This is a genomic window from Pseudomonas sp. TWRC1-2 (assembly GCF_049896685.1).
Lineage (GTDB): Bacteria > Pseudomonadota > Gammaproteobacteria > Pseudomonadales > Pseudomonadaceae > Aquipseudomonas.
Window position 1 is genome coordinate 59937 of sequence record NZ_JAFCUU010000005.1, and the last position, 22764, is coordinate 82700.

18 protein-coding genes are annotated in these 22764 nt (G+C 61.4%); 13 read left to right on the top strand and 5 right to left on the bottom strand.

The genetic code is table 11. The features are described from left to right. Positions 1–124: 124 nt before the first annotated feature. The 4 genes from speA to ACP7B3_RS15705 form a co-directional block, all read right to left on the bottom strand. Positions 125–2038 carry an arginine decarboxylase gene (gene speA, locus ACP7B3_RS15690; protein WP_145160307.1) on the bottom strand — a complete coding sequence of 638 codons (1914 nt, stop codon included), beginning with the start codon at positions 2036–2038 and terminating at the stop codon, positions 125–127. A 213-nt stretch (positions 2039–2251) separates the two neighbouring features. Then, positions 2252–2623 (bottom strand): translation initiation factor Sui1, encoded by a 372-nt coding sequence (locus ACP7B3_RS15695; RefSeq protein WP_005784408.1) that lies wholly within the window; start codon positions 2621–2623, stop codon positions 2252–2254. A gap of 182 nt (positions 2624–2805) precedes the next feature. Next, entirely contained in the window at positions 2806–3342 is a 537-nt protein-coding gene (locus ACP7B3_RS15700) for an NUDIX hydrolase (RefSeq protein ID WP_145160305.1), read from the bottom strand. A gap of 2 nt (positions 3343–3344) precedes the next feature. Next, positions 3345–4412, bottom strand: a complete 1068-nt coding sequence (locus ACP7B3_RS15705) for a DUF2333 family protein (RefSeq protein WP_145160303.1) — start codon at positions 4410–4412, stop codon at positions 3345–3347. Positions 4413–4711: 299 nt separating this feature from the next. Here ACP7B3_RS15705 and ACP7B3_RS15710 point away from each other — a divergent pair, with 299 nt between their 5' ends. The 13 genes from ACP7B3_RS15710 (at position 4712) to ACP7B3_RS15770 (ending at position 21845) form a co-directional block, all read left to right on the top strand. Further along, entirely contained in the window at positions 4712–6382 is a 1671-nt protein-coding gene (locus ACP7B3_RS15710; protein ID WP_416364481.1) for a diguanylate cyclase, read from the top strand. Between the two features lie 983 nt (positions 6383–7365). Further along, a complete protein-coding gene (locus tag ACP7B3_RS15715; protein WP_426179933.1) occupies positions 7366–8409 on the top strand; it encodes a methyl-accepting chemotaxis protein in 1044 nt (347 codons plus the stop codon). A 297-nt stretch (positions 8410–8706) separates the two neighbouring features. Beyond that, complete coding sequence (aroQ, locus tag ACP7B3_RS15720; protein WP_016972516.1) at positions 8707–9162, top strand: type II 3-dehydroquinate dehydratase; 456 nt, start codon at positions 8707–8709, stop codon at positions 9160–9162. A gap of 24 nt (positions 9163–9186) precedes the next feature. Beyond that, positions 9187–9648 carry an acetyl-CoA carboxylase biotin carboxyl carrier protein gene (gene accB, locus ACP7B3_RS15725; RefSeq protein WP_017738537.1) on the top strand — a complete coding sequence of 154 codons (462 nt, stop codon included), beginning with the start codon at positions 9187–9189 and terminating at the stop codon, positions 9646–9648. A 17-nt stretch (positions 9649–9665) separates the two neighbouring features. Continuing rightward, on the top strand, positions 9666–11027 hold the full coding sequence (gene accC, locus ACP7B3_RS15730) for an acetyl-CoA carboxylase biotin carboxylase subunit (protein ID WP_145160297.1): 1362 nt from the start codon (positions 9666–9668) through the stop codon (positions 11025–11027). A gap of 277 nt (positions 11028–11304) precedes the next feature. Beyond that, positions 11305–12183 carry a 50S ribosomal protein L11 methyltransferase gene (gene prmA, locus ACP7B3_RS15735; RefSeq protein ID WP_426179573.1) on the top strand — a complete coding sequence of 293 codons (879 nt, stop codon included), beginning with the start codon at positions 11305–11307 and terminating at the stop codon, positions 12181–12183. A gap of 30 nt (positions 12184–12213) precedes the next feature. Continuing rightward, positions 12214–13473 carry a DUF3426 domain-containing protein gene (locus ACP7B3_RS15740; RefSeq protein ID WP_426179575.1) on the top strand — a complete coding sequence of 420 codons (1260 nt, stop codon included), beginning with the start codon at positions 12214–12216 and terminating at the stop codon, positions 13471–13473. Positions 13474–13658: 185 nt separating this feature from the next. Then, positions 13659–14672, top strand: a complete 1014-nt coding sequence (gene dusB / locus ACP7B3_RS15745; RefSeq protein WP_426179577.1) for a tRNA dihydrouridine synthase DusB — start codon at positions 13659–13661, stop codon at positions 14670–14672. After that, positions 14669–14989, top strand: a complete 321-nt coding sequence (gene fis, locus ACP7B3_RS15750) for a DNA-binding transcriptional regulator Fis (protein ID WP_002555375.1) — start codon at positions 14669–14671, stop codon at positions 14987–14989. Before dusB ends, fis begins: the two co-directional genes overlap by 4 nt. An 81-nt stretch (positions 14990–15070) precedes the next feature. Beyond that, positions 15071–16678, top strand: coding sequence for a bifunctional phosphoribosylaminoimidazolecarboxamide formyltransferase/IMP cyclohydrolase (gene purH, locus ACP7B3_RS15755; protein WP_426179579.1), 1608 nt, complete (start codon positions 15071–15073; stop codon positions 16676–16678). 226 nt (positions 16679–16904) lie between these two features. Next, positions 16905–18197, top strand: coding sequence for a phosphoribosylamine--glycine ligase (gene purD, locus ACP7B3_RS15760; protein ID WP_145160288.1), 1293 nt, complete (start codon positions 16905–16907; stop codon positions 18195–18197). A 116-nt stretch (positions 18198–18313) separates the two neighbouring features. Further along, on the top strand, positions 18314–21085 hold the full coding sequence (locus tag ACP7B3_RS15765; RefSeq protein WP_145160286.1) for a hybrid sensor histidine kinase/response regulator: 2772 nt from the start codon (positions 18314–18316) through the stop codon (positions 21083–21085). Positions 21086–21248: 163 nt separating this feature from the next. Beyond that, positions 21249–21845: a MarC family protein gene (locus ACP7B3_RS15770; protein WP_017253590.1), complete on the top strand. Its 597-nt coding sequence runs from the start codon at positions 21249–21251 to the stop codon at positions 21843–21845. Here the strand turns inward: ACP7B3_RS15770 and ACP7B3_RS15775 are convergent. Further along, a complete protein-coding gene (locus ACP7B3_RS15775; protein WP_145160283.1) occupies positions 21842–22621 on the bottom strand; it encodes a hypothetical protein in 780 nt (259 codons plus the stop codon). The genes ACP7B3_RS15770 and ACP7B3_RS15775 overlap by 4 nt on opposite strands. Positions 22622–22764 lie beyond the last annotated feature (143 nt).

Here is a 22764-nt window from a genome sequence, read left to right on the forward strand (position 1 = left end):
AATGAAGATCCAAATGTGGGAGCGAGCTTGCTCGCGAAAGCGGTGGGTCAGTTAACACATATGTGACTGATGTACCGCCTTCGCGAGCAAGCCCGCTCCCACATTAGATTGCTATCAGCTTAGATCACGACGACAGGTACGAAGAACGCGTCAAACCAAGACGCAACGCGTCGAGGAATTGCGTACGCTCCGACGCACTGATCTTCGCGCTCGCGCACTTGTCACGGTAGTGCGTCATCAACTCTTCCGGCGACAGGTGCACATAGCGCAGCATGTCTTCGATGGTGTCGTGGGTCTCGATCCCGGCGCTGTACACCGAACCGTCTTCACGCTGGTAGATGTTCACCGAGTCGGTGTCGCCGAACAGGTTGTGCATGTCGCCCAGGATTTCCTGGTAAGCGCCCACCAGGAAAATGCCCAGCAAGTAGTCTTCACCTTCGTTCAAGGCGTGCACCGGCAGGCTAGTTTCGATGCTCTGCTCGTCGACGTATTGCTTGATCTTGCCGTCGGAGTCGCAGGTCAGGTCTTGCAGCACGGCGCGGCGCAGCGGCTCTTCGTCGAGACGGTGCAGCGGCAGAATCGGCAGGACCTGGCCAATCGCCCAGGTGTCCGGCAGACTCTGGAATACCGAGAAGTTGCAGATGTACTTGTCGGCGAGCTTGTCGTTGAGTTCGTCGAGCACCTGGCGGTGCGAACGCTGGCGGGCTTTCAAGGAGTTGTGCAGGCGACGGCACACGGCGAAGTAGCACTGCTCGGCCAGGGCTTTTTCGGCCAGGGTCAGTTTGCCGTCGGCGTACTGGGTGGCCACATCGCTCATGTAGTGCGTAGCGCGCCAGTAAGTTTCGGTGACCATCTCAATGTCGGTCGGGCCCAGCAGGTCCACCAGCCACTGCACGGTTTCCGGCAGGTTTTCCTTGTTCTCGATCAGCGGGATTTCGTCGTTGTGTTTCTCAACGTCAGTGACCTGCACCACCAGCATGGCGTGGTGCGCGGTCAGGGAACGGCCGCTTTCGGAGAAGATATGCGGGTGCGGCAGGCTCTGCGCGTCGCAGAATTCCTTGAGCATGCCCACGACCACGCCGGCGTAGTCGTCCATGTCGTAGTTGATCGAGCTGGCGTTACGCGAGTGGGTACCGTCGTAGTCCACGCCCAGGCCGCCGCCGACGTCGATGTGGTCCACCGGCAAGCCGAGGTTGCGCAGTTCGCCGTAGTAACGAATGGCTTCCTTGAACCCGTGCTGGTAGTCGGCCAGGTTGGCGATCTGCGAACCCATGTGAAAGTGCAGCAGGCGGATGCCCTGATCCAGGCCGGCAGCGCGGAAGCGCTCGACCACCGACAGCAGTTGCGCCGCCGACAAACCGAACTTGGACTTCTCACCACCGGTGTCTGCCCATTTGCTCGACGCCAGGGACGACAACCGCACGCGCAGGCCAACCTGTGGCTTGACCTTGAGGTTGGCCGCCTCTTCGATCACCAGCGCCACTTCGGATTCTTTCTCGATCACGATGAACACGTTGTGGCCCAGCTTCTGGCCCATCAGCGCGAGGCGGATGAACTCACGGTCTTTGTAACCGTTGCAGACGATGGTGCCGCCTTTCGGTGCCAGGGCCAGCACGGCCAACAGCTCAGGCTTGGAGCCGGCTTCCAGGCCGATGGACACGTTCTGGGTGGCGATGATGTTCTCGATCACCGCTTCCTGCTGGTTCACCTTGATCGGGTACAGCGCGGTGTACTTGCTCTGGTATTCCAGGCGCTCGATGTTCGCGTCGAACGCCCCGGTCAGCTGGCGCACGCGGTCTTGCAGGATGTCGGGGAAGCGCACCAGCAGCGGCAAGGACAGGCCGCTTTTGCGCAGCTCGTCAACTTGTTCGTACAGATCGACAGGCGTGCTGTTCGGGCCGTTCGGACGGACTTCAACGCGACCGGCTTCATTGATCGCGAAATACCCGGCCCCCCAATGGCGAATCCCGTAAACACTGCGGCTGTCCGCAACTGTCCATTGGCTGCCATCGTCTTTGCGTGTGCGTCGTACGGACATCGAAGTCCCCTATATAAAGTCGAAGATCACCACACCCTTCTTGTAAGGCTGGCGAAGTCTAAAGAATGAAAATGACGATTTGCCTGTAAGGAAGGTAGACCCCACTCGCAGGACAGAGTTTAGACACCGGTCAGGAACAGGCTCTGTGAAAACCATGGAGACGACAGTTCGCGTTCAGCAAACCGGCGATCGGGGTGGGTTTCACAGAGGCTGCTAGCCCCCGGACTTCTTCGCCTTGTAACCCAGCTTGATCAGCTCGGCCAACAGCAACTCGACGTGATCGCCCTGGATCTCGATAACGCCGTCTTTCAACGCGCCACCGGTGCCACAGCGCTTTTTCAGCGTGGTAGCCAGTTCCTTCAGGGCATCTTCGGCCAGCGGCACGCCGGTGATGGTGGTCACCGTCTTGCCGCCACGGCCTTTGCTCTCGCGTCGCACGCGCGCAATACCGTCGCCTTCAGGGATCAGGGTCTGTTTGCAAGTGCACGAATCCACGGGCTGACGACAGTCCGGGCAGTGTCGACCTGCGTCGGTGGAAAATACCAGGCCACCAAGGGCGGCGAAGGATGCGGCTTTTTTGGCCACCGGCAATCCTCTTGGGAGGACAAAGACTGATCGGCGCTCCCCAGGAGCATTACCGACCGCGAAGCCCCACTCAGGCAGGGGCAGCGCTACCGAACCGCAAAGGTGGTTCGGGTGAAAAGTCGCGCAGTGTAACGGCAAAAAGCCGACTTGCTAAGAGCCAAATAGCGCCAATTTATGCAACTTTAGCGACGCAAGGCCAGATAGCGCCGCAAGCCCTCTTGAGCGTCCGGGCAGTAAGGCTTTTGTTCGGCTTCCTGCAGGACAATTTCAATGGGCAAAAACCGCGCTTCCATCACCTCTTCCGGCTGCAGGCGCAACGGGCCATCCCAGACAGCGGAGTAGGATTTGCACCACAGCCGGCTGTCGCCATCCTCAAAGTAGAAATGGTCATGCTCGACCAGCTCCACGCCCGCAACGCCAAGCTCTTCTTCCAGCTCACGGGCCGCCGAATCGGCGTAGCTCTCGCCGGCCGCCACCATGCCGCCCGCCGCGGTGTCCCAAAAACCCGGGTACATGGCTTTGCTCAGGGTGCGCCGATGCACACACAACTCACCGGCAGCGTTGAACAGGAAGATAAAGGTGCAACGGCCGATCAGGCCACGTTGGCGCAGGTCGGATCGCACCAGGGTACCGAGCAGGTTGTCCTGCTCGTCGACCCAGTCGATCAGTTCAGCGTCGGAGGCCGCGCGATGCGCGGCCTCCTTTTGAGAAGCGTCCATCATCACCCCTGGTTGAGGAGCTGACGCAAATCTATAACTGCAGCGTTTGCCCGGGAAATATAGTTGGCCATGACCAGCGAGTGGTTGGCGAGGACGCCAAAGCCACTGCCGTTCAGAATCATAGGGCTCCACACCGGCTCCTGCGAGGCCTCCAGCTCACGAATGATCTGGCGCACGCTGACGGTAGCGTTTTTCTTGGCCAGCACGTCGGCAAAGTCGACTTCAATGGCACGCAACAAGTGGGACAAGGCCCAGGCCTGGCCGCGGGCCTCGTAGAACACGTTGTCGATCTGCATCCATGGGGTTTCCACCACTTCTTCGTCGACCTGCGGCACTTCACCCGGCGCCAGGGCTTCGGTTTTCAGTGCGGTGTTCAGTTTCACCCGGCCAACACTGGCCGACAGGCGTTGCGACAGCGAACCCAAGCGGGTCGCGACGTCACCCAGCCAGTTGTTCAGGTTGTCGGCACGCGCATAGAACAGCGCGCCGCGTTGGTTCGGGTCCGACAGGCGCGCTTCATAGCGGCTCAGGGAGTTGATGCCTTCCTGGTACTCCGACTCGCTGGAGGGCAGCACCCAGCTCTTGTTATCGAAGTTGAAACGCGGCTCGGCCTTGGCCAAGTCAGCGTCTTCGGCCGACTGCGACTGGGAGCGGGCGAAGTCTTTACGCAGGGCACGGGTCAGGTCACGCACTTGCACCAGCACGCCATATTCCCAGCTCGGCATGTTGTCCATCCACAGGCCCGGCGGGAAACGGTCGTTGGAAATGTAGCCACCGGGCTTGTTCAGCAAGGTGCCGACCACGGTCTTGAGGGTTTCGACGGTGGTGTAGCCCACCACCATCTGCTTGCCTTCCTTCTCGGCGGCAAGCTGGGCATTTTGCTGGACCGGAAACAGCGCCGGCTCTTCGCTCCAGTACCAACCCAGGGCGCCGGTCACCAACAGGTACAAACCCAGCACGCTGAGCAAGGCTTTGCTCATCAGCAGGTTGCGAAAGTAACTACGGTTGGCCGACTTGGGCTCAGGGGCGGGGCCTTTGGCACTGCCTGCGCGGTTTTTCCAGTCCAGCATGGCGATATCCTTTCAATCACTTGAGTTCATGCACGTCATTTGTCCGGGTGCGTTCAAACACTCCGACCACAACCCTACCCCATCGTGCCCATCGGCGCGGGGCTTTTAACCGAAAGTGGCGCGCAGGGGATGTTCGACTATAAATGAAGCACGCTTTTTACGCAGCGCGACCATCAGGTCAAAAACTGAATGGCCCAGACCGCTACTTAATTGACGCAAGACACTCATGTGAGAGAAAAGAGGTGCTAGCATAGAGCCATCAGTCGACCTCTGCATGCACCCTAACTAGTAGTCAGGATATGACCGAGCCAGAAGACCCCAGCCGTGAGCGTCTCAAGCACCATTTTGCCCAGCGGGTAATTCATCAGGCACGTCAAATTCTTGAGATCTGGCAACGCCTGCAACGCAGCGAATGGTCGAACACCGATTTATCCGAACTCAGCGAAGCCAACCTGCGCCTGCTGCGCTTTGCCGAGCGTTTCGAGCAGCCGGAACACGGCCAGCTGGCGCGGCAAATTGGCGAGTCCCTCAAGGCGGTGGATGAAAATCGCGGCCGCCTGAGCAGCCAGGTGATCACCGAACTCAACCGCCTGATGCAGCGCCTGTCCCGCACCGGCCTGCGCCAGGGCGACCAGCTGGAACAAACCTTCCTGCCCCCCATGCGCAAGCCGATCTACGTGATGCTGGCCGATCACGACCGCGCCGAGCGCCTGGCCAAGCAGCTTGAATTTTTTGGCATGAGCGCCCAGTCGCTGGACAGCGTGGCAGCCTTTCGCGCGTCCCTGGCCGAGCGCCTGCCGTCGGCCATCGTGATGGATGTGGATTTCTGCGGTGCCGGCCTGGGCCTCAAGCTCGCCGCCGAAGCCCAGGAAGGCCTGGAGCAAAAGCTGCCGCTGCTGTTTTTCAGCCTGCACGAAACCGACACCCCGACGCGCCTGGCCGCCGTGCGCGCCGGCGGCCAGGAATTTCTCACTGGCACGCTTGAGGCCTCAAGCCTTTTGGAAAAGATCGAGGTGCTGACCTGCGTCGCGCAGTACGAGCCCTATAAGGTGCTGATCATCGACGACTCACGCGCTCAGGCGCTGCACACCGAGCGCCTGCTCAACAGCGCCGGCATCGTCACGCGCACCTTGATCGAGCCGATCCAGGCGATGGCCGAACTGGCGGACTTCCAGCCGGATTTGATCATCCTCGACATGTACATGCCCGCCTGTACCGGTACCGAACTGGCCAAGGTGATCCGCCACAATGACCGTTACGTCAGCGTGCCGATCATCTACCTGTCGGCCGAAGACGACCTGGACAAGCAACTGGACGCCATGAGCGAAGGCGGCGACGACTTCCTCACCAAGCCGATCAAGCCGCGCCACCTGATCACCACCGTGCGCAACCGCGCTGCCCGCGCGCGCAACCTCAAGGCACGAATGGTGCGTGACAGCCTGACCGGGCTGTACAACCACACCCATATTCTGCAACTGCTCGAAGACTGCAGCTTCCGCGCGCGCCGCGAGAACAAGCCGCTGAGCTTTGCCATGCTCGACATTGACCACTTCAAGCGGGTCAACGACAGCCACGGCCACCCGATGGGCGACCGCGTGATCAAGAGCCTGGCGCTGTTTCTCAAGCAGCGCTTGCGCAAGACCGACTACATCGGCCGCTACGGCGGTGAAGAATTTGCCATCGTGATGCCCGACACCGACCTGGAATCGGCCCGCAAAGTGCTGGATGAAATCCGTGGGCGGTTTGCCGAAATTCACTACCCGGCCCAGCCGCAGGATTTGTGGTGCACCTTCAGCGCCGGGCTGGTGGAGCTGTGCGACGGTTCCGACAGCTTGATGATGGCCGCTCAGGCAGACGAGGCGCTGTACCGCGCCAAGGACACCGGACGCAACCGCGTACACGCTGCGCGCACATCAAAGCAAAGTGCCATCTTTTCACCGGAATCCACCGATTCCGTCATAACTCTGTAATGGAAACGCAATAACTTCAGGCACTTATCTTTTGCTGTCGGTTGAAACCACGCATGCGCCTGAAGCTGCTGACCAATTTGAATACCCTTCTGCTGGTGGCCGTGTGCCTGGCCCTTGGCGCGACGCTATGGTGGTCGCAACGGGCACTGGAACAGCCTTATTTGCTGATGGAGCGCTACCTTGGCCTGTCGCAGACATTTCAGAATCAGGCCGCGCGCAATATCGACGACTACCTGGCCAGCGGCGACGCGTTGCGTTTGAGCAGTGCCGGCCAGAGCCTGGAAAACCTCCTGCAGCACCTCGACGAACTGCCGGGGGACCTGGCGCAGAACCTGCGCCCCAGCCTGGTCGAGCTGGACACCTTCAGCAAAACCGACCTGCTGGCTGCCGGCAAACTGGCCGGCGACCCGCAAGCCCTGCTGCTGCAAGCCGAACGTGAGCTGGGCGCGAACCTGGAGCAATTGAGCCAGTACGCCACGGGCGTCACTTCACCCGTCACTTCACCCGACGCTGCACGCTACTTGCCGCCGCTTATGGCCGCGTCCCAACACCTGGGCAAACTGTCTCTGGCCCGCGACAAGCTGGTGAGCAGCGGGCGCGCAGAGCTGGCCGATGAGGTGGAGCGCGAAGTTGCCAGCATCCGCACGCAGGCCGACCTGTTGGCGCAGTTACCGCTGCTGGGCGTAAAGGCCAGCGCCGCGTCCAGCGCGGATGATTTCTCCGCCATGCTGGGCCTGGAAAGCAGCGAAAAAGCCGAAGCGCAAGACACCGGCGTGGACCTCAAACGTGAACTCAACAGCCTGCTGACCCGCTACCCTGCCGAGCTCAAACGCACTCGCGATCAGATCCAGCTGCGCACTGCACTGGCCGACAGCACGCATCTGAAAATTGCTGCCGTGCAGCAAGCCATCGCCGGCCTGGAACCTGTTGTTCGCGCGCAACACGCCAGAATCCAGGGCGAAGTGCGCCTGATGCAAGGTGTGATGATCGGGCTGATTTTGCTCATCGCACTGCTGATCGACACGCTGCAACGACGGCTGGCAAGGGTACTGACCAACCTCGCACCGGCCTTGTCCACCTGGGCCGAAGGCGACTTCAGCCAGTCGATTGCCTTGGGCAAGACCAACCGCGAACTGCACGACATCGAGGCCTCGCTTAACCGCTTGCGCGCTTACCTGGTGGACTTGGTGGGCACCATTCGCGGCAATGCCGAAGAAGTCGCCGGCAGCAGCCGCGCCCTCGCCGAACTGAGCAGCGGGCTGCACGACGGCGCCGAGCGTCAGGCTGGCGATACGGCGCAGATCCGTGATTCGCTGGGTGAACTGGAGGCGACCATCCAGCAAGTCGCCGGCGATGCCAGTCAGGCGGCCGGCGCCAGCCGCAGTGCGGGCCAGGCGGTGGAACAGGGCCAGCGGGTGATCGGCCTGAGCCTGACCGGGCTGCACGCCCTGGTGGGCGAGGTGCAGCAAAACGCGCAGATGATCGAAAAACTCGCCGAAGAATCCGCCACCATCGGCGGCGTGCTGACGGTGATTCGCGCGATTGCCGACCAGACCAACTTGCTGGCGCTCAATGCCGCCATCGAGGCTGCACGGGCCGGTGAGGCCGGACGCGGGTTTGCCGTGGTTGCCGATGAGGTACGCTCGCTGGCGCAACGCACCGCCGGCGCCACGGCCGAAATCCAGAGCCTGATCGCCGGCCTGCAAACCGCCGCCCACCAATCGGTGCAAGGCATGCGCACTCAGGTCGAGCACGCCGAGGCCACCGCCCAGCAAGCCCAGGCAGCGGATGGCGCGCTGGATGAAATCGTCGGGGCAATCCAGACCATTTCCGACACGTCGGTGCGCATCGCCGATGTGACCGCGCAGCAGAGTGGCGCCGTCAGTGAGATTCGCGACAACAGCGAGCGGATTCACCAGTTGGGTGAGGATAATCTGCTGCGCATCGGCCAGGGCCGCCGCCAGGGCGAACACCTGCTGGTGCTGGGTGGGCAGCTCAATACGGCGGTTCAGGCGTTCCGGGTTTGAGCTCATCTCCTGCCATATGGAGAGCAAAAAGTGGGAGGGGGCTTGCCCCCGATGACAGTGTGTCACTCACTGCATGTGTTGCCTGATGCAGCGCATCGGGGGCAAGCCCCCTCCCACATTTGACATCCACAGTCTTCAAGACAGTGTTGCCAATGACTGGATACTGCACCCCAGTCACAAATTTTGCGCAATCATCGCTAATCGTGCTGCCTACTGCATAGAACTGGACAGTCACAAAGGCTTTGCGGCATAGTCGCCGGGTTCTGACGTACCCACATCAATAACAAGGAACAGCCGATGGCGACCTTACTGGTTCTTCACGGACCCAACCTGAACCTGCTCGGCACCCGCGAACCGGGCGTCTACGGGGCAGTCACCCTCGATCAGATCAACCTTGATCTTGAACGACGGGCGCGTGAGGCCGGCCACCATTTGCTCTACCTGCAAAGCAATGCCGAGTACGAATTGATTGATCGCATCCATGCCGCGCGCGGCGAAGGCGTGGACTTTATCCTGATCAATCCCGCCGCTTTTACGCACACGAGTGTTGCATTACGTGACGCGCTGCTGGCGGTGAGCATCCCATTCATCGAAGTGCATCTGTCCAACGTGCACAAACGCGAAGCTTTCCGCCATCACTCCTACTTCTCCGACGTAGCAGTAGGCGTGATCTGCGGCCTTGGCGCCAGCGGTTACCGACTGGCCCTGGAGGCCGCCCTGGAACACATTGAACAACCGGCCAAGCGCCCCTGACCGACCCTTGGGAGTTGATGATTCATGGATATCCGTAAAGTTAAGAAACTGATCGAACTGCTGGAAGAATCCGGTATCGACGAGCTGGAAATCAAGGAAGGCGAAGAGTCCGTACGGATCAGCCGTCACAGCAAGACCCCGGCTCAACAGTTCTACGCACCTCAGATGCAAGCACCGGCTCCGGCCGCTGCTGCGCCAGCCGCCGCACCTGCTGCCGCTGCTCCAGCCGCACCTGCCGCGCCTGTACTGAACGGCTTCGTGGTCAAGTCGCCAATGGTCGGTACGTTCTACCGCACCCCGGCACCGACCTCGCCAGCCTTCGTTGAAGTCGGCGCAACCGTGAAAGTGGGCGACACCATCTGCATCGTTGAAGCGATGAAGATGATGAACCACATCACCGCTGAAAAAGCCGGCGTCATCGAATCCATCCTGGTAGAAAACGGTCAGCCGGTTGAGTACGACCAGCCGCTGTTCACCATCGTTTGAACCGCGGAGCGCCTTCGATGTTGAAACCTGCGAAGAAACTGCAAAAAGTCCTGATCGCCAACCGCGGCGAGATCGCGCTGCGTATCCTGCGCGCCTGTAAGGAAGAGGGCATCAAGACCGTCGCTGTTTACTCGACGGCCGATACCGAATTGATGCACGTGAAACTGGCGGACGAGAGCATCTGCATCGGCCCGCCACTGGCGACCAACTCGTACCTGAAGGTCTCCAACATCATCGCGGCCGCTGAAGTGACCGGCGCTGATGGCATCCACCCAGGCTACGGCTTCCTTGCGGAAAACGCCGACTTCGCCGAACAAGTGGAAAAATCCGGGTTTGCCTTCATCGGCCCGAAAGCCGAAACCATTCGCCTGATGGGCGACAAGGTATCGGCCAAGGACGCCATGATCGCTGCCGGCGTGCCAACCGTTCCAGGCTCCGATGGCCCACTGCCTGAAGACGAGGCAACCGCGCTGCGCATTGGTCGCGAAGTCGGTTACCCGGTGATCATCAAGGCCGCCGGTGGCGGTGGTGGTCGCGGCATGCGCGTGGTGCACAAGGAAGAAGACCTGATCGAAGCCGCCAAGCAGACCCGCTCCGAAGCGGCTGCCTGGTTCGGCAACCCGATGGTCTACCTGGAGAAGTACCTGACCAACCCACGTCACGTGGAAGTGCAGGTACTGTCTGACGGCCAGGGCCACGCCATCCACCTGGGCGACCGCGATTGCTCGCTGCAGCGCCGTCACCAGAAGGTACTGGAAGAAGCGCCGGCACCCGGCCTGGATGAAACCGCGCGCCAGGAAGTACTGGCTCGTTGCGTCAAGGCGTGCATCGACATCAACTACCGTGGCGCCGGTACGTTCGAGTTCCTCTACGAGAACGGCCGCTTCTACTTCATCGAGATGAACACTCGTGTGCAGGTAGAGCACCCGGTGTCGGAGATGGTCACCGGTATCGACATCGTCAAGGAGATGCTGAGCATCGCCGCTGGCAACACGCTGTCGTTTACCCAGGACGACGTGAAGATCCACGGCCATTCCCTGGAGTGCCGGATCAACGCCGAAGACCCGAAAACCTTTATCCCAAGTCCAGGCCTGGTCAAGCATTTCCATGCTCCGGGCGGCAACGGCGTTCGCGTCGATTCGCACCTGTACAGCGGCTACAAGGTTCCGTCCAACTACGACTCGCTGATCGGCAAGCTGATCACCTGGGGCGCCACTCGCGACGAGGCCATGGCCCGCATGCGCAACGCCCTGGACGAAATCGTGGTAGACGGCATCAAGACCAACATCCCGCTGCATCGGGACCTGGTGCGTGATGAAGGCTTCTGCGAAGGTGGTGTGAACATTCACTACCTGGAACACAAACTGGCCAACCAGTAAGTGCTCCACCCAACAAAGCCGCCTTCGGGCGGCTTTGTTGTTTCTGAGCCCTCTATTCTGAAGATGTCCATCGTTCAAATGTGGGAGGGGGCTTGCCCCCGATTGCGGTGGATCAGTTACAGATACTGAGACTGACACACCGCAATCGGGGGCAGGCCCCCTCCCACATTCGGTCCGTGTTCATTCAGCACAGTCGTCTTCTGCTGTTCGCTCGCGTAAACTTGCGCGCTTTCGCGACCCCGCCGTCGCACACTCATTTTTTTCAAAGGTGCCCGCCATGCCTTGGCTGCAAGTCCGTCTCGCCATCAGCCCAGAACAAGCCGAAACCTACGAAGACGCTTTTCTTGAAGTCGGCGCCGTCTCGGTGACGTTCATGGACGCCGAAGACCAACCGATCTTCGAACCCGAACTCAACACCACGCCGCTGTGGTCGCACACCCACTTGCTGGCCCTGTTCGAAGACGGCACCGATGCCGCCGCCGTGCTGGCCCATATGGAGTTGCTCACCGGCGGCCCGCTGCCCGAGCACCACAGCGAAGTGATCGAAGACCAGGACTGGGAACGCAGCTGGATGGACAACTTCCAGCCGATGCGCTTTGGCCAGCGTCTGTGGATCGTACCGAGCTGGCATGCCGCACCTGAGCCGGATGCCGTCAACCTGCTGCTCGACCCGGGCCTGGCGTTCGGCACCGGCACCCACCCGACCACCGCCCTGTGCCTGGAATGGCTGGACGGCCAGGACCTGACCGACTGCAACGTGCTGGACTTCGGCTGCGGCTCGGGGATCCTGGCAATTGCCGCCCTGCTGCTGGGCGCCAAGGAAGCCGTCGGCACCGACATCGACGTACAAGCCCTGGAAGCCTCCCGCGATAACGCCGGGCGCAACAACATCCCTGAGGGCAAACTCCCCCTCTACCTGCCGGAACAACTGCCCCAAGTGCAGGCCGATGTGCTGGTGGCGAATATCCTCGCCGGCCCTTTGGTTTCCCTGGCCCCGCAACTGTCGAGCCTGGTCAAGCCAGGAGGTCGCCTGGCGCTGTCGGGCATTCTTGCCGAACAAGGTGAAGACGTGGCTGCGGCCTACGCCGCGGATTTCGATCTGGATCCGATCGCCAACCGTGATGGCTGGGTACGCATCAGCGGTCGTCGGCGCTAGAATGAGCGCTTGCCTGAATCGGATGGCCGCATGACCGACAGTTTCGTCACCCAGTGCCCGCATTGCCAAGCGCGCTTTCGCGTCAGCCACGCTCAATTGAGTGTGGCCCGTGGCGTGGTTCGCTGCGGCTCGTGCCTGCAAGTGTTCAATGCCGCGCGCCAATTGCTGGAGCAGCGCGCCAGCACCTCGGCGCCGGAACCCGAGCAGCCAGGCGTCGCCGAACACGCCGTTGAGCCAGTGCCCCAGGCACCGCGGGCCATCAGCCAGAAACAGTGGACCGCCGAAGAGCTGGACCTGGACAACCTGGACCTGGACGAAGAACTGGCCAAGCTTGAACGCCGCGAGATTCAACACACTCAACCGCCCGGCGCGGAGCGTCGCCAGGCAAGCAGCGAGCGCCGGCAAAAGGAAGATGCCCTCAGCGCCAGCCGCGACACCGTCAAGGCCGAAGAAGAAAAATGGGCCGCCAGCCTGTTCAGCGAGCCGCCCGAAGAGCGCACCCAGCCAAGCGAAGACGCGCCTGAACCGGCCAGGACGCCTGCGACCAAGCAGCGCACCGAGCCATCGATGTCGTTCAACATCGACGATATCGACGATGAGCCCCCGCTGCGTTCTCCACCTGACGACGACGAAGACGACCTCGACCCGCCGTTCACGCCGCTGACGGCTGCAGCGGACGCGCCGGAACCCGAAGACCGCCCGCAACCGCGGCGCAAGCGTGCGCGCACAGAAACCAGCGTTCACGACGATGTACTTCAGGACCTGGAAGACGACCCGCTGCACCTGTATGCGCAGAAACGTCCGACGAGCTGGGGCCGTCGCCTCATCTGGATACTCCTGGTGCTGCTGGCCGCCGCTGGCCTGGCGGGCCAGTACATCGCCTATCAATTCGACGACCTGGCTCGCCAGGACGCCTATCGCCCGTGGTTCCAGCAACTGTGCCCAACCCTCGGTTGCACCGTGCCATCACGGGTCGATATTGCCCACATCAAGAGCAGCAACCTGGTGGTGCGCAGCAATCCCGAGTTCGCCGGGGCGCTGGTGGTGGACGCAATCATCTATAACCGCGCGACGTTCTCGCAGCCCTTCCCGCTGCTGGAGCTGCGCTTTGCCGATTTGAACGGCGGCCTGATTGCCAGTCGTCGCTTCAAACCGGCTGAATACCTGAGTGGTGAGCTGGCCGGGGTGAGCGAAATGCCTTCGCAGACCCCCATCCATATTTCCCTGGATATCCTCGATCCAGGCAATAAAGCCGTGAATTACAGCCTGAGTTTCCACTCGCCCGAGTGAGGCGCCGCGCACGCCGAGGTTTGACGGCAGATAATTGACTGGGCGCTGCGCAACCAAACCGACCGCGATAAAGAAATAACTGTTCAGATTTTATCCAATTCAGCCTTTATCCAGTCATCGAGAGCGGGTATCATGCCAACCCTTTTTCGAACTCTAATGATCCGGCCCCACAACAGGGAAGTCCTATGTCGGCGGTACGCATCGGCCCATACACATTGCAAAACGGCTTGATCCTCGCCCCGATGGCGGGCGTCACCGACCAGCCCTTTCGTCAGCTGTGCAAGCGTTTGGGCGCGGGTCTAGTAGTCTCTGAAATGGTCACCAGCGACATGAGCTTGTGGAACACCCGCAAATCGCGGATGCGCATGATCCACGAAGGTGATCCCGAGCCGCGCTCGGTACAGATCGCCGGTGGCGATGCACAGATGCTCGCGGACGCGGCCCGGGCCAACGTGGAGTTGGGCGCACAGATCATCGACATCAACATGGGCTGCCCGGCCAAGAAGGTCTGCAACAAGGCCGCCGGTTCCGCCCTGTTGAAAGATGAGCAATTGGTAGCCGAGATCCTGCAGGCCGTTGTCGCCGCAGTGGATGTGCCGGTCACCCTGAAGATTCGTACCGGCTGGGACCGGGACAACAAGAACGGCCTGACGGTGGCGAAGATCGCCGAACAGGCAGGCATTACAGCGCTGGCGGTGCATGGCCGCACCCGCGCCGACCTTTACACCGGTGAAGCCGAGTACGACACCATTGCCTCGATCAAGCAGGCGGTGTCGATCCCGGTCTTTGCCAATGGCGACATCGACTCAGCCGAGAAAGCCCGGCGCGTGCTGCACGCAACCGGTGCCGATGGCTTGTTGATTGGCCGGGCCGCCCAGGGGCGGCCATGGATTTTTCGTGAGATCGAGCACTTTCTGCGTACTGGCGAAGTCATGCCGGCACCGGAGCTGATCGAGGTGGAACGTATTCTGCTAGAGCATCTGGCCGCCCTGCACGCCTTCTATGGAGACGTGATGGGAGTACGCATTGCTCGCAAGCATGTCGGCTGGTATCTCGCAACCTTGCCGGGCGCCAGGGAGTTTCGCGCCCACTTCAATCGTTTGGATGATACGGAAGCACAGTGCGCCAACGTTCGTGAGTTCTTCAGCGAGCGTTACAAGAGCCTGGGGACAGGGGACGGAGAGGGGGTGGCCGCATGACGATGATGACCGAGACTTTAGTGAGTGGAACAACACCCGTGAGCGACAACGTCAATTTGAAACAGCACCTCAACACGCCGAGCGAAGAAGGCCAGACCCTTCGCGGGAGTGTCGAGAAGGCGCTGCACAATTATTTCGCCCACCTAGAGGGCGCTTCCGTCACGGACGTGTACAACCTGGTGCTCTCCGAAGTCGAGGCGCCCTTGCTCGAAAGCGTGATGAACTACGTCAAGGGCAACCAGACCAAAGCCAGTGAGCTGCTGGGCCTCAACCGTGGCACCTTGCGCAAAAAGCTCAAGCAGTACGATTTGCTGTAAGCATTCAATCAAACCAGAAAGGCGCCCGCGTAAAACCGGTCGCCTTTTTTGCTGACTCCTTTGCTTTTGATGGAAATTGAAATGACCGACCAGACTACCCGCCTGCCGATCCGCCGCGCCTTGATCAGTGTTTCCGACAAGACCGGGATCCTCGAATTTGCCCGGGAGCTGGAAGCCCTGGGTGTGGAAATCCTCTCCACGGGCGGGACCTTCAAACTGCTGCAGGACAACGGCGTGGCCGCAGTAGAAGTCGCGGACTACACCGGTTTCGCAGAAATGATGGACGGTCGGGTCAAGACCCTGCACCCGAAAATCCACGGCGGGATCCTCGGTCGTCGCGGTATCGACGACGCCATCATGACCGAGCACGGCATCAAGCCGATCGACCTGGTGGCCGTTAACCTTTATCCGTTCGAAGCCACCATCAACAAGCCAGGTTGCGACCTGCCGACCGCCATCGAAAACATCGATATCGGCGGCCCGACCATGGTTCGCTCGGCTGCCAAGAACCACAAAGACGTGGCCATCGTGGTTAACGCCAGCGACTACGCCAACGTCCTTGAAAGCCTCAAAGCCGGCGGCCTGACTTACGCCCAGCGTTTCGACCTGATGCTCAAGGCGTTTGAACACACCGCCGCCTACGACGGCATGATCGCCAACTACATGGGCACCGTGAACCAGGCCGCCGAGACCCTGAGCACAGAGGGCCGCAGCCAGTTCCCGCGCACCTTCAACAGCCAGTTCATCAAGGCCCAGGAAATGCGCTACGGCGAGAACCCGCACCAGAGCGCGGCGTTCTACGTTGAGGCCAAACCTGCTGAAGTCGGCATCGCCACCGCGACCCAACTGCAAGGCAAAGAGCTGTCCTACAACAACGTGGCCGACACCGACGCCGCGCTGGAATGCGTGAAGAGCTTCGTCAAGCCATCCTGCGTGATCGTCAAGCACGCCAACCCGTGCGGCGTCGCCGTAAGCCCGGACGCTGAAGGCGGTATCCGCCAGGCGTACGAACTGGCCTACGCCACCGACACCGAATCTGCCTTCGGCGGCATCATCGCCTTCAACCGCGAGCTGGATGCTGAAACCGCAAAAGCCATCGTCGAGCGTCAGTTCGTTGAAGTGATCATCGCCCCGTCCGTGAGCGAAGAAGCCCGCGCCATCGTCGCTGCCAAAGCCAACGTGCGCCTGCTGGCCTGTGGCGAGTGGTCGGCTGACCGTGCCGCTGCCTGGGACTACAAACGCGTCAACGGCGGCTTGCTGGTACAGAGCCGCGACATCGGCATGATCGGCAGCGCCGACCTCAAAGTGGTGACCAAGCGCGCCCCGACCGAGCAGGAAATCAACGACCTGATCTTCGCCTGGAAAGTCGCCAAGTACGTTAAATCCAACGCTATCGTCTACGCCAAGAACCGCCAGACCATCGGCGTCGGTGCCGGCCAGATGAGCCGCGTGAACTCGGCGCGTATCGCTGCGATCAAGGCTGAACACGCCGGCTTGCAGGTAGCCGGTTCGGTGATGGCTTCCGACGCGTTCTTCCCGTTCCGTGATGGCCTGGACAATGCGGCCAAGGCTGGCGTGACGGCGGTGATTCAACCGGGCGGTTCGATGCGTGACGCCGAAGTGATCGCCGCCGCTGATGAGGCTGGCATCGCCATGGTCTTCACCGGCATGCGCCACTTCCGCCACTGATCCAACTCGATCGAAATGTGGGAGCGGGCCTTTTGTGGTGAGCGGGCTTGTCCCGCGTTGGGCTGCGCAGCAGCCCCATCAAGAAGAACACGGTGCATCAGGCAATCTGCGGTGTTTGGTTTTGGGGCCGCTTTGCAGCCCAACGCGGGACAAGCCCGCTCGCCACATCAGATCGGCTCCACATTTAAGCGCTCGTGCAGCGCCTACAGAATTTGAGGTTTTTGAAATGAATGTTTTGATCATTGGCAGCGGTGGCCGTGAACACGCCCTGGCTTGGAAAGTTGCCCAGGACCCGCGCGTCCAGAAAGTATTCGTCGCACCCGGCAACGCCGGCACCGCCATTGAAGCCAAGTGCGAAAACGTCGCCATCGACGTGTTGGCCCTTGAGCAGCTGGCTGATTTCGCCGAGAAGAACGTGTCCCTGACCATCGTCGGTCCGGAAGTACCATTGGTGGCCGGCGTCGTGGACCTGTTCCGCAGCCGCGGCCTGGACTGCTTCGGCCCGACCGCCGGCGCAGCCCAACTGGAAGGCTCGAAAGCCTTCACCAAGGACTTTTTGGCACGCCACAAGATTCCGACTGCCGACTACCAGAACTTCACCGAGATCGAGCCGGCCCTGGCTTACCTGCGTGAAAAAGGTGCACCGATCGTCATCAAGGCCGACGGCCTGGCCGCCGGTAAAGGCGTGATCGTGGCGATGACCCTGCAAGAAGCCGAAGACGCGGTGCGCGACATGCTCGCCGGCAACGCATTTGGTGACGCCGGTTCGCGCGTGGTCATCGAGGAGTTCCTCGACGGCGAAGAAGCCAGCTTTATCGTGATGGTCGACGGCAAGAACGTACTGCCGATGGCCACCAGCCAGGACCACAAACGCGTCGGCGACGGCGATAGCGGCCCGAACACCGGCGGCATGGGTGCTTACTCCCCTGCCCCAGTGGTCACCGCCGAGGTACACAAGCGCGTGATGGACCTGGTGATCTGGCCGACCGTGCGCGGCATGGCCGACGAAGGCAATGTATACACCGGCTTCCTGTACGCCGGCCTGATGATCGACAAAGCCGGTAACCCGAAAGTCATCGAGTTCAACTGCCGCTTTGGTGATCCGGAAACCCAACCGGTGATGCTGCGTCTGCAATCGAGCCTGGTGCTGCTGGTGGAAGCGGCCCTGGCCCAGGCGCTGGACAAGGTTGAAGCGCAATGGGACCCGCGTCCGAGCGTTGGCATTGTGCTGGCGGCCGGTGGTTACCCTGGCGACTACACCAAGGGCGACGTGATTGAAGGCCTCGACGCAGCTGCTACGCTGGAAGGCAAGGTGTTCCATGCGGGCACCGCGCTCAAGGACGGCAAGGTTGTAACCGCAGGTGGCCGTGTATTGTGCGCCACCGCAATGGGTGCCAGTGTCGACGCCGCGCAGCAACAGGCGTACAAGCTGGCCGCGAAAATCGACTGGAAAGGTTGCTTCTACCGCACGGACATCGGCTACCGCGCCATTGCCCGTGAACGTGGCGAGAACCAATAAGCAGCTGCCCTCCAGTCGCTATCCGTTCGGTTAGGCAAGGGCCTTTGGCCCTTGCCGTACCCACGTCGCCCCGCGCATAGTTAACCCGTGCAATCAACCTACGAAGGGATTTCGCCGTGCGCTGGCTCAGGATCGCCATAGGTTTCACAGTCAGTCTGCTGACCCTGCTCTGCTTGTTCCCGGCCCAGGCCGCCGCGCAAGGCAGTGGATGGGCAGTATTGCTTGATGAACAGGCCGACCTGCAACTGAGCGATATCCGCTCCGCCCGTTACACCAATCAATTTAGCCCCATCGAACTGGACCGGATTACCGCGGCCGAGCCGGACGGTGCGTTGTGGGTACGTTTCAAGCTGCAACCTGGCAAGCACGAGCAAGTGCTGCGGGTATTTGCCCCCGACCTGTCCCACCTGAGCCTCTATGTACTGGACGGCGACACCCTGGTGGAGCAACAAAGTACCGGCACCCGCCAGCCGCAGGCGGAACGCCCGCTGCCCAGCAGTGATTTCATGCTGCCGATGCCCCAGAGCCAGAAACCCCTCGAGGTGTACCTGCGTCTGGTGTCGGAACACGAACTGCGCCCCTACATCACCCTGGAACCGGCCGTACTGGCTGCCGCCGACCAGAACCAGACGCTGATCTACGGCCTGTTGTTCGGCTGCCTGCTGATGCTGATCCTGCACAACCTCACGCGCTTCGCCTACCACCGCTCGCGCAGCAGCCTGTGGCTGGCGGCCTGCGAGTTGCTCTTGATGTTGAGCCTGGCACTGTTGCTCAACCTGGTGGGGCCGTGGCTGCCGAACTGGCATGCTGTCCAGACCCCGGGCGCCTACCTCGCCCTGCTGCTGACCGCGCCGTGCGGGCTGATGTTCGCCTATCGGTTCTTCATGCCGCTGGGCCCGCACCTGCTGAACAAACTGTTGATGGCCGACATCCTGCTGATCGTGCTGTGCGGCCTGCTGCTGTTGTTCGTCAACACCTTGCCGCTGAACATCATCACTTACGCCCTGGTGGCCCTGGCCGGTCTGAGCATGCTGTTTGTCTCGGCCTACCACTGGCAGAAAGGCTACCGGCCGGCACGTTTGTTCGTGGCGGGCATGGTGGTGTTCAACATCGGCACACTGATCATCCTGCCTGCCCTGCTCGGCCTGACGCTGGTGGCACCGCAAGGCTTGATCGTCACGCTGCTCGGTTTTATCTGCCTCAGCGGCCTGCTGATGAGCCTGGCCCTGGGCGAACGCCAGCGCGCAATTGTCGAAGCGCGCTTCAGCCTCAGCCGCGATTTGGCGGCCAGCAATGCCGAGATCGCCGCCAAAGCCGAGTTCCTGGCGAAGATCAGCCACGAAATCCGCACCCCCATGAACGGCGTGCTGGGCATGACCGAGCTGCTGCTGGGCACGCCGCTGTCGGTCAAGCAGCGTGACTACGTGCAGACCATCCACAGCGCCGGGAACGAACTGCTGACGTTGATCAACGAGATCCTCGACATCTCCAAGCTGGAGTCCGGGCAGATCGAGCTGGACGACGTGCAGTTCGACCTCAACGCATTGATCGAAGACTGCCTGAGTATCTTCCGCGCCAAGGCCGAGCAACAGAACGTCGAACTGATCAGCTTTATCCAGCCTCAGGTGCCACGCGTGATCAGCGGTGACCCGACGCGTCTGCGCCAGGCGTTGTTGAGCCTGCTGGAAAATGCCCTGCAAAAGACCGACGAAGGTGAAGTGCTGATCGTCGTTGCCCTCGACGAACGCAGCACCAAGCCGCGCCTGCGCATTGCCGTGCAAGACAGCGGCCTGCCGATGGAAGCCGCCGAGCGCGACGCGTTGCTGCACAGCGAACTGCACAGCAAGAACTTCCTCTCGGCCACGCGCTTGAGCGGCCACCTGGGCCTGGTGATCGCGCGACAACTGATCCTGTTGATGAATGGCGAGTTCGGCATCAAGAGCGGCAGCCATCAGGGCAGCACCTTGTGGTTGACCCTGCCGCTGGACCCGGAACGCCTGGAACATCCGACCTCCGACCTCGACGGCCCGCTCAAAGGCGCGCGGGTGCTGGTGGTCGACGACAACGACACCTGCCGCAAAGTGCTGGTGCAGCAATGCACGGCCTGGGGCTTGAACGTCAGCGCCGTACCGTCCGGCAAAGAAGCCCTGGCGTTGCTGCGCACCAAGGCGCACCTGCGCGACTACTTCGACGTGGTCCTGCTGGACCAGAACATGCCCGGCATGACCGGTATGCAACTGGCCGCCAAGATCAAGGAAGACCCGAGCCTGAACCACGACATCCTGTTGATCATGCTCACCGGTATCAGCAACGCGCCGAGCAAGATCATCGCGCGCAACTGCGGGATCAAGCGCATCCTCGCCAAGCCGGTCGCCGGCTACACGCTCAAGACCACGCTGGCCGATGAACTGACTCAGCGCAGCAAAGGCGTGGTGCAGCCGCGCGCGGCCATCAGCGCGCCGGCAGCGGTGACCGTGCCGGCCGACTTCCGCATTCTGGTGGCCGAAGACAACAGCATCTCCACCAAAGTGATTCGCGGCATGCTCGGCAAGCTCAACCTCAACCCGGACACCGCCAGCAATGGCGAAGAAGCCCTCGAGGCGATGAAGGCTCAGCGTTACGACCTGGTGCTGATGGACTGTGAAATGCCGATCCTCGATGGTTTTTCCGCCACCCAGCAACTGCGCGCGTGGGAAGTCAGCCACCAACGCATTCGAACGCCGGTGGTCGCACTGACCGCGCATATCCTTTCGGAACATAAAGAGCGCGCGCGCCAGGCCGGGATGGATGGGCATATGGCCAAACCGGTGGAGTTGTCGCAGTTGCGCGAGCTGGTGGAGTTCTGGGTGGCGCAGCGTCAGCAACGACCGGAACACGCGCCTTCCTGACCTGAAATGCAATCAAAATGTGGGAGCGGGCTTGCTCGCGAATGCGGTGTGTCAGTCAATGCATCTTTAACTGATCCACCGCATTCGCGAGCAAGCCCGCTCCCACATTTGATCTGCGCCGCCTGTTAGACTCACGCCATCTTTCCGCCCGCGAGCCGCCCTCATGCTCCACGTGTTATTCAGCGTTTACCTGAAGATGCTGGTGCTCTACAGCCCGTTCTTCGTGCTGTCCTGTTTTATCAGCCTGACCCGTGGTTACTCCAGCAAGGAGCGGCGGCGACTGGCCTGGAAAGTAGCGCTGGCAACGCTGGTGTCGAGCGTGTTGCTGTACCTGTTCGGGCGGGTGATTTTCAGCGTGTTCGGCATCACCGTGGACGCTTTTCGCATCGGCGCCGGCAGCGTGCTGTTCATCTCGGCGCTGGGCATGGCCCAGGGCAAGTCGGCGGTACAGACCGACAACGTGCAGCAGGACGTGACCATCGTGCCGCTGACCATCCCGCTCACCGTCGGCCCGGGCACCATCGGTGCGCTGCTGGTGATGGGTGTGAGCCAGCCGCACTGGGATGACAAGATCATGGCCATCCTCAGCATTGCCCTGGCCAGCCTCACGGTGGGCGTGGTGCTGTACCTGTCCAACCGCATCGAACGCATTCTGGGCGACCAGGGCTTGCAGATTGTCAGCCGGTTGATGGGGTTGTTCGTGTGCGCCCTCGCCGCGCAGATCATCTTTACCGGCGTACGCGGTTACCTGGTGCCCTAGATACGGTACTTGGCGATGGCCAGCTGGACCTTGTCACCGGCGCTCTCACGCATCAGCTGGAGCGTCGTTTCGTTGACCACCGCGGTATTGAGCACCAGGCAGGTTTGCCCACTGAAGGCCTCGAACGAGGCGCTGTCCCATTCCAGAAAGGGCAAGCCGACCTGCTTGCTCACACCGTGGCTGCTGTAGGTCACCAGCACCATCATCACTTCCCCCTCGGTTTCGGCGCAGGAGGCCAGGCCGAAATCACCGCCCTGATGCACCGTGCTATTGCGTTTGAACAGGTCGAACGTCGCGGGTTGCTGCTTCAACGCCTCCAACGCATCCGCCGCCAGCTTGGGCAGTGCGGTGAGCAAAGGTCCTGCCAGCGACGTCGAGGCCAGCATCGCCGCAATGATGTTCAGTGCCGCCAGTTGCACGGTCAGGCCTTTGCCCGAGCGCGTGACCCGCTCGAAGCGGCTGCGCACCGGCAGCCAGCCCAGACTGACCATCACCTTGATAAACTCGTCATACCAGGCTTCGGTGCCGCGTTGAACCTTCAACACATCGCTGACGTAGCTGCTCGCGAGCAAATAGCTCTTGCGAACGTATTCGCGGTTCGGGGCGGACATCCCCTCGATAAACGAGATCACGCCGTTGTTCACCACCGCGGCATTGCTGTCATCGTCCGTGCCCATCGGCGCAGAGGTCTGTACACCCGGCGCTCCCGGCAACTTGTAGGCGGCAATCAACTTGCGCCTCTTTACGCTGTTGATCCTTCGGTGCTGTCGCTCCATTTTCAGTTCTCCACAGGCACCCCACATGGGGCGTGTGTTCACACTAGTCCAGCCGCGAGCGCGCTTTCCAGACCACAAACATCACTTGCCGGCATGCGGCGAGCTACGCCATCCAACGATTGCTGGGCGGCCCTTGAGCCCTT

Excerpts from the sequence above, each read along its gene's own strand:
- ACP7B3_RS15710 (WP_416364481.1), top strand. The coding sequence starts at position 4,712 with ATGACCGAGCCAGAAGACCCCAGCCGTGAGCGTCTCAAGCACCATTTT.
- purH (WP_426179579.1), top strand. The coding sequence starts at position 15,071 with ATGACCGACCAGACTACCCGCCTGCCGATCCGCCGCGCCTTGATCAGT.
- ACP7B3_RS15775 (WP_145160283.1), bottom strand. The coding sequence starts at position 22,621 with ATGGAGCGACAGCACCGAAGGATCAACAGCGTAAAGAGGCGCAAGTTG.
- speA (WP_145160307.1), bottom strand. The coding sequence starts at position 2,038 with ATGTCCGTACGACGCACACGCAAAGACGATGGCAGCCAATGGACAGTT.
- fis (WP_002555375.1), top strand. The coding sequence starts at position 14,669 with ATGACGATGATGACCGAGACTTTAGTGAGTGGAACAACACCCGTGAGC.
- prmA (WP_426179573.1), top strand. The coding sequence starts at position 11,305 with ATGCCTTGGCTGCAAGTCCGTCTCGCCATCAGCCCAGAACAAGCCGAA.
- ACP7B3_RS15700 (WP_145160305.1), bottom strand. The coding sequence starts at position 3,342 with ATGGACGCTTCTCAAAAGGAGGCCGCGCATCGCGCGGCCTCCGACGCT.
- dusB (WP_426179577.1), top strand. The coding sequence starts at position 13,659 with ATGTCGGCGGTACGCATCGGCCCATACACATTGCAAAACGGCTTGATC.
- ACP7B3_RS15740 (WP_426179575.1), top strand. The coding sequence starts at position 12,214 with ATGACCGACAGTTTCGTCACCCAGTGCCCGCATTGCCAAGCGCGCTTT.
- ACP7B3_RS15770 (WP_017253590.1), top strand. The coding sequence starts at position 21,249 with ATGCTCCACGTGTTATTCAGCGTTTACCTGAAGATGCTGGTGCTCTAC.
- aroQ (WP_016972516.1), top strand. The coding sequence starts at position 8,707 with ATGGCGACCTTACTGGTTCTTCACGGACCCAACCTGAACCTGCTCGGC.
- accC (WP_145160297.1), top strand. The coding sequence starts at position 9,666 with ATGTTGAAACCTGCGAAGAAACTGCAAAAAGTCCTGATCGCCAACCGC.
- ACP7B3_RS15705 (WP_145160303.1), bottom strand. The coding sequence starts at position 4,412 with ATGCTGGACTGGAAAAACCGCGCAGGCAGTGCCAAAGGCCCCGCCCCT.
- ACP7B3_RS15715 (WP_426179933.1), top strand. The coding sequence starts at position 7,366 with ATGATCGGGCTGATTTTGCTCATCGCACTGCTGATCGACACGCTGCAA.
- accB (WP_017738537.1), top strand. The coding sequence starts at position 9,187 with ATGGATATCCGTAAAGTTAAGAAACTGATCGAACTGCTGGAAGAATCC.
- purD (WP_145160288.1), top strand. The coding sequence starts at position 16,905 with ATGAATGTTTTGATCATTGGCAGCGGTGGCCGTGAACACGCCCTGGCT.